General features: G+C 38.9%; 26 protein-coding genes. 17 read left to right on the top strand and 9 right to left on the bottom strand.

Annotated elements, in window-relative coordinates; all coding sequences use genetic code 11:
• Positions 1-18: 18 nt before the first annotated feature.
• The 9 genes from P256_RS00220 to P256_RS00180 are packed head-to-tail and all read right to left on the bottom strand — an operon-like array spanning position 19 to position 4,184.
• A complete protein-coding gene (locus tag P256_RS00220; RefSeq protein WP_023271651.1) occupies positions 19-471 on the bottom strand; it encodes a hypothetical protein in 453 nt (150 codons plus the stop codon).
• Positions 468-752, bottom strand: a complete 285-nt coding sequence (locus P256_RS00215) for a hypothetical protein (protein WP_023271650.1) — start codon at positions 750-752, stop codon at positions 468-470. The genes P256_RS00220 and P256_RS00215 overlap by 4 nt, the downstream gene beginning before the upstream one ends.
• Positions 749-1,369, bottom strand: a complete 621-nt coding sequence (locus P256_RS00210; protein WP_023271649.1) for a hypothetical protein — start codon at positions 1,367-1,369, stop codon at positions 749-751. Before P256_RS00210 ends, P256_RS00215 begins: the two co-directional genes overlap by 4 nt.
• A complete protein-coding gene (locus tag P256_RS00205) occupies positions 1,366-1,545 on the bottom strand; it encodes a hypothetical protein (protein ID WP_023271648.1) in 180 nt (59 codons plus the stop codon). Before P256_RS00205 ends, P256_RS00210 begins: the two co-directional genes overlap by 4 nt.
• The gene (locus tag P256_RS00200; RefSeq protein WP_023271647.1) at positions 1,542-2,138 is read right to left on the bottom strand and encodes a hypothetical protein; all 597 of its coding nucleotides are present in this window, start codon (positions 2,136-2,138) and stop codon (positions 1,542-1,544) included. Before P256_RS00200 ends, P256_RS00205 begins: the two co-directional genes overlap by 4 nt.
• Complete coding sequence (locus P256_RS00195) at positions 2,131-3,006, bottom strand: hypothetical protein (RefSeq protein WP_023271646.1); 876 nt, start codon at positions 3,004-3,006, stop codon at positions 2,131-2,133. The genes P256_RS00200 and P256_RS00195 overlap by 8 nt, the downstream gene beginning before the upstream one ends.
• The gene (locus P256_RS00190; protein WP_023271645.1) at positions 3,006-3,650 is read right to left on the bottom strand and encodes a Rha family transcriptional regulator; all 645 of its coding nucleotides are present in this window, start codon (positions 3,648-3,650) and stop codon (positions 3,006-3,008) included. Before P256_RS00190 ends, P256_RS00195 begins: the two co-directional genes overlap by 1 nt.
• 49 nt (positions 3,651-3,699) lie before the next feature.
• On the bottom strand, positions 3,700-3,987 hold the full coding sequence (locus tag P256_RS00185; RefSeq protein ID WP_023271644.1) for a hypothetical protein: 288 nt from the start codon (positions 3,985-3,987) through the stop codon (positions 3,700-3,702).
• Between the two features lie 8 nt (positions 3,988-3,995).
• Positions 3,996-4,184 (bottom strand): Cro/CI family transcriptional regulator, encoded by a 189-nt coding sequence (locus P256_RS00180; RefSeq protein ID WP_023271643.1) that lies wholly within the window; start codon positions 4,182-4,184, stop codon positions 3,996-3,998.
• A 103-nt stretch (positions 4,185-4,287) separates the two neighbouring features.
• On the opposite strand from P256_RS00180, the gene P256_RS00175 reads away from it, so the two are divergent.
• From P256_RS00175 to P256_RS00095, 17 genes are all read left to right on the top strand, one after another.
• A complete protein-coding gene (locus P256_RS00175) occupies positions 4,288-4,986 on the top strand; it encodes an XRE family transcriptional regulator (protein WP_023271642.1) in 699 nt (232 codons plus the stop codon).
• Positions 4,987-5,020: 34 nt separating this feature from the next.
• Positions 5,021-5,503: a hypothetical protein gene (locus P256_RS00170; protein ID WP_023271641.1), complete on the top strand. Its 483-nt coding sequence runs from the start codon at positions 5,021-5,023 to the stop codon at positions 5,501-5,503.
• 213 nt (positions 5,504-5,716) lie between these two features.
• Entirely contained in the window at positions 5,717-5,878 is a 162-nt protein-coding gene (locus P256_RS13180; protein ID WP_023271640.1) for a hypothetical protein, read from the top strand.
• Complete coding sequence (locus P256_RS00160) at positions 5,878-6,282, top strand: hypothetical protein (RefSeq protein ID WP_023271639.1); 405 nt, start codon at positions 5,878-5,880, stop codon at positions 6,280-6,282. The genes P256_RS13180 and P256_RS00160 overlap by 1 nt, the downstream gene beginning before the upstream one ends.
• Before the next feature lie 22 nt (positions 6,283-6,304).
• A complete protein-coding gene (locus tag P256_RS00155) occupies positions 6,305-7,006 on the top strand; it encodes an ERF family protein (protein WP_023271638.1) in 702 nt (233 codons plus the stop codon).
• Positions 7,003-7,662 (top strand): hypothetical protein, encoded by a 660-nt coding sequence (locus P256_RS00150; RefSeq protein WP_023271637.1) that lies wholly within the window; start codon positions 7,003-7,005, stop codon positions 7,660-7,662. The genes P256_RS00155 and P256_RS00150 overlap by 4 nt, the downstream gene beginning before the upstream one ends.
• 90 nt (positions 7,663-7,752) lie before the next feature.
• Positions 7,753-7,935 (top strand): hypothetical protein, encoded by a 183-nt coding sequence (locus P256_RS00145; RefSeq protein WP_023271636.1) that lies wholly within the window; start codon positions 7,753-7,755, stop codon positions 7,933-7,935.
• Positions 7,928-8,260 carry a hypothetical protein gene (locus tag P256_RS00140; RefSeq protein WP_023271635.1) on the top strand — a complete coding sequence of 111 codons (333 nt, stop codon included), beginning with the start codon at positions 7,928-7,930 and terminating at the stop codon, positions 8,258-8,260. The genes P256_RS00145 and P256_RS00140 overlap by 8 nt, the downstream gene beginning before the upstream one ends.
• The gene (locus P256_RS00135) at positions 8,247-8,615 is read left to right on the top strand and encodes a hypothetical protein (RefSeq protein WP_155756722.1); all 369 of its coding nucleotides are present in this window, start codon (positions 8,247-8,249) and stop codon (positions 8,613-8,615) included. Before P256_RS00140 ends, P256_RS00135 begins: the two co-directional genes overlap by 14 nt.
• Positions 8,616-8,617: 2 nt before the next feature.
• Positions 8,618-9,142, top strand: a complete 525-nt coding sequence (gene ssb / locus P256_RS00130; RefSeq protein WP_023271633.1) for a single-stranded DNA-binding protein — start codon at positions 8,618-8,620, stop codon at positions 9,140-9,142.
• A gap of 42 nt (positions 9,143-9,184) precedes the next feature.
• On the top strand, positions 9,185-9,484 hold the full coding sequence (locus P256_RS00125) for a hypothetical protein (protein WP_155756721.1): 300 nt from the start codon (positions 9,185-9,187) through the stop codon (positions 9,482-9,484).
• Positions 9,477-9,689: a hypothetical protein gene (locus tag P256_RS00120; protein ID WP_023271631.1), complete on the top strand. Its 213-nt coding sequence runs from the start codon at positions 9,477-9,479 to the stop codon at positions 9,687-9,689. Before P256_RS00125 ends, P256_RS00120 begins: the two co-directional genes overlap by 8 nt.
• Before the next feature lie 5 nt (positions 9,690-9,694).
• Positions 9,695-9,976, top strand: a complete 282-nt coding sequence (locus P256_RS00115) for a hypothetical protein (protein WP_228130219.1) — start codon at positions 9,695-9,697, stop codon at positions 9,974-9,976.
• Positions 9,977-10,091: 115 nt separating this feature from the next.
• A complete protein-coding gene (locus tag P256_RS00110; protein WP_023271629.1) occupies positions 10,092-10,676 on the top strand; it encodes an aminodeoxychorismate/anthranilate synthase component II in 585 nt (194 codons plus the stop codon).
• A gap of 4 nt (positions 10,677-10,680) precedes the next feature.
• Complete coding sequence (trpD, locus tag P256_RS00105; protein WP_023271628.1) at positions 10,681-11,736, top strand: anthranilate phosphoribosyltransferase; 1,056 nt, start codon at positions 10,681-10,683, stop codon at positions 11,734-11,736.
• Between the two features lie 4 nt (positions 11,737-11,740).
• Complete coding sequence (trpC, locus tag P256_RS00100) at positions 11,741-12,544, top strand: indole-3-glycerol phosphate synthase TrpC (RefSeq protein ID WP_023271627.1); 804 nt, start codon at positions 11,741-11,743, stop codon at positions 12,542-12,544.
• An 85-nt stretch (positions 12,545-12,629) separates the two neighbouring features.
• Complete coding sequence (locus tag P256_RS00095) at positions 12,630-13,346, top strand: Smr/MutS family protein (RefSeq protein ID WP_023271626.1); 717 nt, start codon at positions 12,630-12,632, stop codon at positions 13,344-13,346.
• Positions 13,347-13,350 lie beyond the last annotated feature (4 nt).

The following is a 13,350-nucleotide window of genomic DNA, read 5'->3' as shown; positions in this document are numbered from 1 at the left end:
CTATTTGGTCATGTTTATTCATGGCAACCGCTTCCCTGCTTTGATTTCTTCGGGGGTTGCATGGCGAATATCAGAGTATGGGTATTCAATAGAATAAGCCTGTACCCCAAACGCATCTGATTCATGCTCAATTACAAATCCATCGTTAGATTCTTTTGTAATTGTAAAAATTTCCTGATACAAACCATCCATTACTACAATCAAGTCACCTTTTTTAAACTTATTTAGAAGCAGACTAGCTAATCTAAGCTGTTCAAGTGGAATGCTCATTGCAGCCTTTGAAGTCTTGCATCGAATATCAACATAACCATCACTGCACAAAGCTAAAACTGTCCAAACTTCTTTTTCTGCAACCCATATAATTAAGACTTCGTCACCCACTTTGAAATTGGTAATTGGCAGCACTTCAATTTCAGGAACATTTTTTGGCACAAGATCAGCCAATGTAGTTAACAAATTATCTAAACTCATTGACAGCTCTCCACATCAGCTATGGCTTTATTCAAAACACCTGAATCTGCACAAGGAATATTTTCAGCTAAGAAGCATTTGGCATGCTCTAAACCACCAAAAGAACCAACCAACTCATACGACTCAATCAGGCGTTTTAGTTCGCCAATATCAATTGGTATGCCAATAAAAGGGTTATAAGGGATAACCCCGACCTGATTATCGTTAGCAACTGTTGCTGTGCTTAAAAGACGCTTTACTTCATTCAACCCAGCTTTTTTTATAAACTCATTCGCTTTCATGCACTAGCTCCAAATAAATCCTGCTGACTATCTCCACCCCACTGCATTGCCATTGCATCAGCTATCCCCTGAAAGGTCTTACTTCTTATATTTGAGCGCTCAGAACTTCCTCTTGCATCCGCATACCATTTCGCCATCCTTTTACCACTTGCAAAAGTCACCATTTCACCCTTATCCACAATCTTTGTTGGCGTTAGTTTTGGCAAACCTTTTAACCATAGGCATGTTGTTTTTTGAGCTTCATCACCAAATTGCCATGGTTGAATGATTTGATCAGGCTTTCTCCATAAGCTCGACATGATGCAAACAGGATTTTCGATACAAACTCTTGGGATGTTTGACTTGGCAAGCATCATGAAAAAGCTTGCTGCAGCATGTTGACGACCATCAAATGCTTTTTCTTTAAACCAAGCAGCACCACTTACGGCAATGTGTGTACAAGGTGGATGTGCAATCATCATGTCGAATGGATAATCAAGTAGATCTCGAATATCTCCCTTGTAGTGCGGACCAGGAGATTGGGTATCTTGTATATCGCAAGAAATAGCATCGTGACCCAAAGCAATAAATGCATCCCTAACAGTTCCAGACATTTCACATGCTATTAGAATTTTCATTCCCCACACCCCACTAACACTTCCTCAAGCTCAGTTAGTGAAACGCTACTTTCACAACGTATATCGTCATAACAACGCTTCTCTGCATCGTAATAAACTGCCCACTGCGGTGCTGCTTTAACAATTCTAGTTGCTCTTGCAATTCCATGTGACTGGATAAAATCTACTGCTTTCATACAACACCTCGTTTACCCACACTGCGGATCTGATTCATTAAATGCGCTGGGCACGGAACACCTTTGCGGTTGCTTTCTGAATGCCCTAACTGAGCCATTTTTTGAGGGACATAAAACTCTTGCAACTTCCCTTTCTGCTTAGCTTTTGCAAGGTAATCCTGATAAATATCTCGAAATGCAAAATGTGCTGATTTTTGCCCCTCGTTGTCCATGATGTGACGCACCTCATCAAGAACGACTTTGGTTAGTGTTGTAATCTTCACAGACTTATCAGCTTCAAACTGCATTGCCTTTGCCCAAGCATGTTCAGCAGTCCACCAATCCGATGCTTGTAAGCACCAAGATTTAAACTCAGGAAGTTTAGGACACCACTTTTCTTCATAGAGGCGTTTTAAGCCACGTTTTATGTCGTTTGGTGTAAGACCATCAAGAACACGACAAGTTAGGCTCAGAAGCTCGCTCTGTTTCATCTGGGCATATTTTTTATTGAAGTCATCACCGTGTAGGCTTTCAATTTCACCTAAGATTTGATCTGCAAGCTTAGTTGGGAAGTTTTGGCCAACATCTTGAGTCAGGTTTGAAATGTTACTCATGGTAGCCTCCAACGTCTCTCATTGGCTTTGGCTGTTGATCAATGAAGTGATTCCCAAAACGTCTTTTAGGTGCTTCGGGTTGTTGTTTAGCAGCTGGTGGTTGATTCCATGACGCATTAAAACTTTTCCAAGAGTTCACAATGCAGAGTTCTAGGACTTCATCAAGCGACTTACCTGATTTTTGTTGTTCAGAGATAAAACGCTTAAATGCGGTTTCTGAATCGACTGCACGTTTCGCTTTTCGTACTTCCATGAACTCAGATGTGTAACGCTCATTTGCTCCAAGTTTCATAAGCTCGTTTTCAAATGAGAATTTTGCAGGTTGTTTTTTGCGTGTGTGTCTTACGCTCTTAATATCTGTAGTAATCTCTGTTGTATTCTCTGTAGTAATCTCTGTATTAGTTTGGCGGATTCCGCCATCACAGTTTGGCGCTTTCGTGCAAACTTGCTTGTCGGTTTCGTGCAAACTAGATTGGCTGTTTTGTGCATTCTTGTTTGTACGTTTTGCACATGGTTTTTCTTGTGCAAGATTGATCAATGCTTGGTATAAAACTTCGTATTCAACCTTGAAGAAAACCTTACATGGAACACCGTGTTTATGCTCTGTGATAAAGCCTAATTCTTTAAGTTTATTACGTGCTGTTTCCTGCTCACGACGCGTTAAACCTGTTTCTTCAGTCCACTCCACACCTGTCTTGTAAATCCACCCATTGGCGTTATTTGTCTTCTTTGTCCAATACACCAGTTGAGACAACATTAGTGCACCTGTGATGCCACAGCCGAGGTCTACATAGTGCTTATTGAATGCGATAGGACGCTCATTGAGTGTATCAACAAGTGTCATTAGTTGAATGTTCATTGAACTCATTAAATAATGCCCTCACTCGTTAGTTGCTCAAATACCCATTGCTCACCCTTTGTCGTGAACATCGCTTGTGAGTAGCCCAAATCTGTCTCTTTCAGCTCTCCATAGCCTTGATCTATGAACCATTGCTTAAACACACGACCACGCTTCACGGCATGGCTGTAGACATTGAGTGTGTCTAAAATCTTATTGAGCTTCTGAGCAGACATACTGATTTTTTGAGCGACTTGAGTTGCGTTCATTAAGGTAGTTCGGTCTGCTAATTTGTCGTAGAAATTAACTTTGGGTGCTTGCAATTCAAGTTGCTTCGCTTGATCTGCTGCGAGTTGAAGTGCTTCAGCAAATGACTGTGGGAGTTGTTGTTGATTTTCTAGTTCTTTCCAGCGTTTAATAACTCGATTGCGTAAAACCACGTTATAACCAGTAACTAGAGTCATTGTTAAATCTTCATCTAACAAATATTCAGTTTGTTTGCGGTTTTGAGTATCAATATAGATATGAGCAAAACTGCTCACATCTAAATCCAGTTGCGAGAGCATATTCTCAACATCACGCTTAACATCAGGATGGCGCTTTTCCGTTAATTCAGAAATTAAGCGCGTACTCATTGTTTTTGCATTTTTTTGAAATTCTGTTAACATATTCATCGTTCATCTTCCTACTAGTTTTTGAACCTAAAAGCCTGATACTCGACGATCAGGCTTTTTTATTGCGTTCGTTTCGTACGGATTGTTTTGTTTGTTCGAACAAATCGAATCGTTCTCTAGGTATTCCCGATACTTCTGCCATAAGATTCTTGCCATCTTCACAACGATCCATATCCTCCATGGCTAACCAACGTAAATATCCACTGTTTGACCAACCACGCTCATATGCTTCTTGCGCAATATGCAACGCAACATCTTCAGGCAGGTGTGTTGGCATACAAACAGTCTTCTTCTTCGTCCGAACGATCTCTTTTGTGATTTTGCTGCGACTTTTCATGGGTGTTCCTAGGCTGCGCTTTGGTCTAAATCGGCTTTTAATGCGCCATTGGTTTGGATTTGTAGAATTGCTTGGGTGCTTGTTGGAATACCCTTTGCTCGCCACTTACTAATCGCACCACGTGTCTTTTTTATGATTTGAGCAACTTCATAATCATTTTTGACACCGTAATGATGCTTCAAATCATCTACGGTCATGTTTCCCTCGATAAACTAATAGTTTCCTATAGTAAACCATAAGTTTCTTCAAATATCAATCAATATGTTTACCATTGGAAACATACATTAAAAGGATTTCGTCATGAGTGAAATTAGCGACAGAATTATTCGTCGGATGAAAGATCTCAGCCTTAAGCAAACTGATCTAGTTAAAGCAACAGGTCTTTCAAAAGGTACCGTTTCCAAATGGGTTTCAGGGGTAAATACCCCAAGTGCTGATGTTTTACCTGCCTTAGCAAAGGCACTTCAGACAACTTCAGATTGGATAATCTCAGGTGGAGACTCAATTAAATTTATTGAGAACCAATCCATAGAGGTATGGGATGAAAATACCCCTTTAGATGATGATGAAGTTGAAATTCCTTATTTCGATAATTTTAGTTTTGCATGCGGACATGGATCAGTTGGCGAAGCTATGGCTAATCAGACAAGCAAGCTGAGATTAGCAAAATTAACTTTGCGTAATTTGGGCATACAACATAGTGAAACATTCGCAGCAAGAGCATCTGGGGAGTCTATGTCTCCAACTATCAAGGATGGAGATACCGTCCATGTTGATATGGGTAAAAAGGTCATTAAAGATGGTAAAGTTTTTGCAATCTGTCATGGCGGGTTGCTTATGATTAAGCGCTTATATAACTTGCCTATGGGCGGCATTCGAGTTGTTTCTGATAATGCCGTAGAGTTCCCTGAAATAAGGCTTACAGCTCAAGAGATATTAGATCAGCAGTTTGAAATTGTTGGCTGGATTTGGCAAGTTACATCAGTTGATACTTGGTAATATTTTAATTTAAATTATAAGATTTTGTAATACTATGAATAAATATATAACTTTATTACCATTCTTGATTCTTTCATTTTCACTACATGCAGAAATTGTAAAAAATTCACATGGAGAAATGATTCAACTAAATTCAAATGGTACATGGAAAAAAATCAAAGAAAGCAATCAATCGAATACGGCTCCGCTAGAAAATAATCAACTACTTGTTATTGAGGCTAAAGATGGAAATGACAATCCTGTTAAGGTTAATACGTTAGTAAAAATTTTAGAATCAACAATAAATATACATGCCACGAAAGAAACAGTTAGCCAGTACATCCACCTCACTAGTATCATGACAAAACTTGATCTGAAAAATGAGTATTCATTTGTGCCGAGAGAATCTTTAGTTACTTTTGACAGATCAATACTTGAAGTATATTTAAAATATACCTCCAAAAATGATTTTGGTGCTGATGTTACTGGCGACAATATAATAAGATACGACTTACAGACGCAAAAAATAATCCCTTAAATACTATAAATCCTCAGCCAAGCCCTGCAATATGCAGGGCTTTTTTATTAGTACACCATTAAAAAGTTTCCCTAAGTGAAAATAACTGTTTCCCTAAATAAACTTTTACTTGACTTAAAAGTTTCCTTTGGTAAACTAATAATCACCAAGACAACAAAAAGCCCGCGCAGAAGTCGAAATCAAACACGGGCTTTCCATCGGAACGAGGTAATTATGCAACAGAACAATCTAGCAAATCAACAAGGATTAGTTAAAAAGCTAATCCGCAGTCAAAACAAGAAGTTATTTAAAAAGCGTCTGATTGAGGATGCTAAAACTCTAACCGCCTTCTCTATTTTGGTTTCTATCGCTGTGTTTTTAGGAGTGAATTTCTAATGAATGTTATGAACTCGAACTTTGAACATCTTTACCTTCCTGTATTTCAAGAAATGGAAGTTGATGCTGAAGAAATCCAAGTAGACGGCAACAAAGTTTATTTCTCTCTTGTTAAGCCAAACACTCCTGATGATTTCATCGCTTTAGTTATCGAAGCTAAAGACAGCTCTAGCTTTGTGGCTTGGAACAAAACAAACGATCCTCAAAATGAGACTGATGTGGATTTCGACTCTCTTGTTGTTGATACACACACCCCTGCTCGTGTTGAACAAGTTGTTGATTGTTATGCAGTAGAAGGTATGTCGATTGGTCTGACAGATAAGCAAGAGAAAGTAATTAATGATTTTCTTGAAAGCTATTTTGAAGAACGAAAAGTAGAAGAACTTATGGAGTGGGCAGCTTAATTGCTGCCTTCGGGAGAATATGATGAATGCACCAGTAGAAATTCAAAAACCTATAGCTTCTCAAGAGAATCAACTTTTTGGGCTCGTTGAGAAAGTTTTATCAAGTGCTAATCCTGATATGGCTGTCATTGAAAAAATGCTTGATATGCAAGAGCGTGTTTTAGCGAAACAAGCAGAAATGGCATTTAACCGTGACTTTGCAATGATGTCGAATGAAATCCCTGTGATTGCAAAATCTTCTGAGTCTAAAATTCAGACAAAATCAGGCAGTGAGTTTTCTGTTAAGTATGCTTCGCTCGGCTCAATCATTGAAATTGTTCGCCCAATATTAGCTACATATGGATTTTCTGTCAGTTTCCAGCATAAACAGGAAAATGCAAGTCAGATTAAAATATTTTGTATTTTACGTCATCGTGATGGTCACTCAGCACATAACGAACTAATTTTACCGCTTGATAACTCAGGTGCAAAAAGCTCTGTTCAACAAGTAGGCTCAACCATTACTTATGGAAAACGTTACTCCATTTGCTCTCTCCTAAATATTGCAACTGGTGATGACAATGATGGATTTACAGCTAATGCTAAAACAATCCGACCTAAGATCAAACCTGCACGATTTAACAATGCATTGGATGCGATTAGATCTAAGGAAATAACCAAAGATGACTTACTTAGTGAATACACGCTTACCGATGAACAAAAAGCTCAGGTGGAAGCGCTATGAAACTATTCAGATGCTCAGGGCTTGCCGATCTAATCGGTGAGCCTAAGAAAAAAGATGCAGTGCTTAGTGATAAGGCTAAATCATCTATCCGTAGCATAGTGAAAGAAGATCAATTCGGCTTTCGTTCATTTACTGGAAATAAGTACACCATCAAAGGTAATAGCTTAGAAGATCAAGCAATTCAACTTTCAGGAAATATGCGCTTTCGTAAATATCAAAAGCATGTTGGCCGTGTTCAAAACGAACTCATTACTGGTGAGTGTGATGTGCTAGATCAAAAGCGAAAATTGATCATTGATACAAAGTGCACTTGGGATATTGGCTCTCACCCATTCTTTGAAGATGAAGCTTTAGAGAAAGTTAAAAAAGCTGGTTATGACTGGCAAATGCAAGGCTATATGTGGCTTTACGACTGTGAAGTAGCTCATGTTGATTTTTGGTTATTCCCTTGCCCTGCTGAGCTTTTAAATGATTGGGATGACATTGATCAACTCGTTCACATGGTTGAAGCAATTCCATTAGATGAACGATTAACGACTGTCACCATCAAACGTGATGAAAGCATGATTGAAAAGATCAAACAGAAAATACCGCTTTGCCAAAAATACTATGCAGAGCTTAGTCAGGAATTGAGCAAGAAAAAACATGCAGCGTGAATACTGCTTCCACTGTAAGCAACTCATGCAAGCAGATACGAAAGGTCGATGTGTCGCTTGCTATACATATATTGTTTTTGGAATAAGAAGATGATGGAAGTACATGAAAAAAGGCAACTGCTCGATGCAATCGACATTCTAGTAAAACGCCCAGGTGCTTGTACTGAAGAAACACTTGGAACAGCGATGGGTTACTTCAAAAAGTTAGTTGAAGAGTCAACTCAAAATCAAATCGGTGTGCATTACGTTATAAATGGTGAACAGAATGACTGATATTGAATGCCCATACTGCGGTGCGAAAGACGATGATTGTGTTTCAGATCTCTGGGAGATTGAAGGTGAAGACAATGAGCTTGAGTGTGGCGCTTGTAAAAAACAGATTATTGTAAATGCAGAAGTGTCAGTGACTTACGATGCTAGACGCATGGATTGTGCTGAGAACTCACATGAATACGGTGACTGGAAGCGTTACGACTATGATTATGCTTATGAGCATGAAAAATACTCTCTCTGGGCTAGAGATTGCAAATACTGTGATGACAGCGAAATTATAAAAACAGCATATAAAGCTGATTTACCAAGCAGTGCGGGAGAATAATAAATTGATTAAATTAATTTTTGAAGGCCACTCAGATGACACGTTCGGTGAAACAAATCATTTTCATGATGATTATGACAACTGTGCAAGTGGAAGACCTATCGAATGGCTTGTGCAAAGTGGTAGTGAGGCCATTGTCGTAACTGGTCATCACTGTCCAAATAATAGCGGAACTTGGATGATTGGCGTTGCTAATTATGACCCTGAATATATTGACTTGGATTTTCCTAAATGGGTTATGAAAATTGAGCCTCAAGAATATCGTAATGGTTTTCAACCACGTTTAGTAATAGAAGCACCTGACGATGTGAAAATTAAGTGTTTTCAACGCAACTATGAAGACGAGGAAGAATAAAAATGCGTGGCGTAAATAAAGTAATTCTTGTCGGGACGTTAGGCAAAGACCCTGAAACCAAAACATTTCCAAATGGTGGCTCTATCACTCAGTTCTCTATCGCAACCAGTGAATCTTGGACGGATAAAAACACTGGTGAGCGTAAAGAGAATACTGAATGGCATAGAGTTGTTCTAAACAATCGCCCTGGTGAAATCGCACAGCAGTATTTGCGTAAAGGTTCAAAGGTCTACATTGAAGGTTCTCTTCGTACTCGTCAATGGACTGATCAAAATGGTCAGACGCAATACACGACTGAGGTTCGGGGCGATCAAATGCAGATGCTTGATAGTCAGCGTCAAGATGGTCAGCAGAACAACTATCAAGCAAATGGACAACAGGCTCAAGCACCTAGCTATAACGGTTACAGCCGAAATGGACAACAGCAACAGCAAGGTAATCAAAGTTCTAATCAAGCAATTGGACAACAGCCACAAGGATATGGCGTATCGCCACATCTTGATAGTTTAGACGATTTGCCGTTCTAGGAGATTTGGAAATGATTGATTTAAATAAAGAACGTGAAGCGTTTGAATCGTGGGAATCCTCTATGGGGGGGTAATATTGCTAAAAGAGGTCTTGAATATGTTAGCGATAGAACGGCATCCGAATGGTTTTCTTGGAGAAATCGTGCAGCACTAGCCCAAGCCGAAATCACCAAGCTAAAACAAAAGCTCGAAAAACTTGAAAGTGGTGAGTTTGTTTTAATGCCGCGTAAATTAAGTGAAAACATGGTCTTGCATGCACACAAATACCATGAAGGCGAACCCTATCTTCCTTACAGCCTATATGAGTCATTTGTCGAAGCAGTGGAGAAAGATCATGGCTAAATACATCCAAACAGAAATCGGTACAGAAAAACAATGTATTCACTGTGGTGAGTACTTCCCTGCTACGAAAGAGTTTTTCTATGGCACTGGTCGTATTAAAAAAGATGGTACCTGTAGCTTGGAGGCGAATTGCAAAGACTGTTACAAGCAACGCTTCAAGCCTTGGGTGAAGAAATGTAATGACGTTAGTTATCGGTATGCGTGAGGTGAATGATGGGCACAATTAGAACATCAAGAGATAAAGATATGCTCGAAATGATTTATCTTGAAATGCAGGAATTAAAAAGACAGATAAGCCAAAGAAATGAGAGTCGCATTTCGATGAAAGAGTTTGCAAGACGTATGAATTGGTCAGAGGTTACTCTATATGATCGTATTAAAAAAGGATATATCAAGAAACCCGAAAAAGATGGTAGACACAACTATTATCTAAGCTCATATGTTAATGATGTTGTTACAAGTCAACTAAATTCTGATAAAGTAGCCACTTAAAGTGGCTTTTTATTTGCATACAAAAAGCTAGACTTTTATTTTTGTGAGTAACATTGTGAGTAACAAAATCACTTAAATAAAAAAATCAGCTAATTTTCAAAAGGTTGAATCCAAGATGCTTCTAATGATTGATAACTACGATAGCTTTACCTATAACATCGTCCAATACTTTGGCGAGTTAAACCAAGAGGTTAAAGTTGTTCGCAATGACCAAGTATCATTAGAGGATATCGAACGATGGCAACCTCAATACCTTGTCATTGGTCCTGGGCCATGCTCTCCAACCGAGGCAGGTATTTCAATTGCAGCCATTCAGCACTTTGCTGGAAAAATTCCAATACTTGGTGTTTGTTTAGGACATCAAAGTATTGGGCAAGCATTTGGTGGCAATACTGTTAGAGCGAAAACAGTGATGCACGGTAGATTGTCAGAAATGTACCATAAAGATGTTGGTATCTTTTCTCATTTACCTTCACCTTTTACCGCAACACGCTACCATTCACTTGTCATAGATCAAGATACTCTTCCTGAATGTCTAGAAGTTACTTGTTGGACAAACCAACCTGATGGCTCAATAGAAGAAATAATGGGTGTAAAACACAAAACACTTCCTATAGAAGGTGTTCAATTTCATCCAGAATCTATTCTAAGCCAACATGGACATAAAATTTTCAAGAACTTTTTAGATACATACAAATGAAATTATGAATATTCAACAAGCTATAAAAAACATGACAAAAAACATCCATTTGACTGAACCTCAAATGAAAGATGTGATGTATAGCATTATGCAAGGTGAAACGACCAATGCACAAATTGGGGCGTTTCTGATGGGTTTACGCTTAAAAGGTGAAACCATCGAAGAAATTACTGCAGCAGCTCAGGTCATGCGTGAACTTGCAATTCATGTTAAACCTGAGCACACAGAGCACCTTGTCGATATTGTCGGCACAGGTGGTGATGGACAAAATCTTTTTAATGTCTCTACAGCAGCGAGCTTTGTCATATCATCGGCGAGTGCAACCGTTGCTAAACATGGAAACAGAGGTGTTTCAAGCAACTCAGGCTCTTCAGATTTACTTGAAAAAGCAGGGATTCACTTAGACTTATCCATTTCTCAAACCGAGCGCTGTTTAAATGAAATGGGAATCGGCTTTTTATTTGCACCTAACCATCACAAAGCAATGAAATATGCGATTGCCCCTCGTAAAGAGTTAGGCATTCGCACTATATTTAATCTTTTAGGGCCACTTACCAACCCTGCTGGTGTACAACGCTTGGTTGTAGGTGTTTTCTCTGAAGAGTTATGTGTACCTATTGCTGAAGTGCTAAAAAATCTTGGTGCAATACATGTCATGGTTGTACACTCACAAGATGGTTTAGATGAAATTAGCCTTGCAACAAAAACAACTGTTGCTGAACTTAAAAATGGTGAAGTAACAACTTGGCAAATCCACCCCGAGCATGTAGGCATTCAAGCACAGGCGTTGAATGGTTTAAGTGTAGAGAGCTCACAGGATAGTCTTAAACTCATTAAAGATGCACTTGGACGTAAAAAATCTGAGATAGGTCACAAAGCAGCAGATATCATTGCACTCAATGCAGGCGCTGGTATTTATGTTGCAGGACTTGCAAAAGACTATGCTCAAGGTGTGGCTTTTGCGCAAGACATTATCGACGGTGGACAAGCTCTTGAGAAACTGAGTGTATTTGCCGAATATACAAAAACTTTAAAACTTGTTGATCCAACAACTGAGTAAGCTTATGGATATCGCCAATACTATTTTAGGTAAGATCATCGACCGTAAAGTTGAAGAACTTGCTATACGTCGTAAGCAGCACACCTTATACGACTTAGAACAACTTACCAAAAATGCTAGCCCAATTCGTTCATTCTCAGAAGCATTACATCGTAAAACACCTGGGGTTATTGCTGAAATTAAAAAAGCTTCACCATCAAAAGGCATTATACGTGAAGATTTTGACCCTGCTGAAATTGCCCAGCAATATGAGCAAGCAGGTGCAGCATGTTTATCTGTACTGACTGACCAAGACTTTTTTCAGGGTGCAGATGAAAATATTCACCTTGCGAGACAAAACTGTAACCTACCCGCTCTGAGAAAAGACTTTCTGATCGACCCATATAATGTGGTTGAGGCGCGTGCTTTGCATGCCGATTGTATTTTACTCATTGTTGCATGTTTGTCAGATCAACAACTTGAAGAAATGTCAAAAACAGCTTTCGAATATGGTTTAGATGTACTCGTTGAAGTTCATAATGAATATGAGCTTGAACGTGCATTAAAACTGAATGAAAAATGTTTACTTGGGGTCAATAATCGTGATCTTAAAACGTTTAAAGTTGATCTAAAAAACTCTATTCGCCTCAAAGAGCTGTTGCCTGCTGAACGCATGCTGATTACAGAAAGTGGCATCGCAACACCAAAAGATGTGGCTAAAATGCAAAAGCATCATATTCACCACTTTCTCGTTGGTGAAAGCTTTATGAAGCAGGAAAACCCTCAACAAGCATTTTATGATTTGTTTGGCATACCTTCTCTTATATAATCATTACTGTATAAAATAAGGCAGTCTATAGACTGCCTTTTTATTTCAGTCTTCTTTTTTCATTTGTTATTGAGCATGATTAACTATGAGTAATTCAGATAGTTTTCTTTCAAAAGAACAGCAGAGTCTTTTAAAACAATTTCGCAAGCAAATTCAACACCCTCATACCAACTCAGCTCAAGACACTTCTATAAAAAAAGAGACGTCTATTACTACCTCTTCTCAAGAAGAAAACAAAACACAAGAGGAAGATGCAACTGCTTTATTTAAACAGGCTGTGCAGGGTGTAAAAAAATTAGATCCTGCCAATATTGCTTCTATTGCTAAGCCCAAAACAAAGAAAATAAATGCACAGATTTTAGCAAAACGAGTTGCTGCCGAAGGGGATGCAACCCAAGATCATGCAGAGCTCTCAGATACACAAGCTGCCCTCAATCCTGTAGGGAGTCAACAAACTCTCAGTTATCGTATTGCAACATTACAACACCGTATATTTGAAGACCTAAAAATGGGCAAAATACGCTGGTTTGAAGCAGTCGATTTACATGGCTGTACTGTAGAGGAAGCACGCCAAGCGGTCTTGCAAATCGTTCAAATGGCAAAAGATGAAAATCAGAATGTGGTAAAAATTGTGCATGGTAAAGGGCCTGAAGCAATCTTAAAAACCTATGTCAATGGTTGGCTTCGACAGCATCGAGATGTACTCGCTTTTGTAAGTGCCCCTGAAAACCAAGGTGGTACAGGTGCTGTATTAGTTCTGCTAAAACGTGCAGAGAAAAACCCAAAATACCAACAGCAGTAATTGA

It is taken from the genome of Acinetobacter nectaris CIP 110549, from assembly GCF_000488215.1.
In the GTDB taxonomy this organism is placed as follows: Bacteria; Pseudomonadota; Gammaproteobacteria; order Pseudomonadales; family Moraxellaceae; genus Acinetobacter; species Acinetobacter nectaris.
Note: the sequence above shows the minus strand (reverse complement) of the source record. Positions and strands in the feature narration are given on the sequence as shown.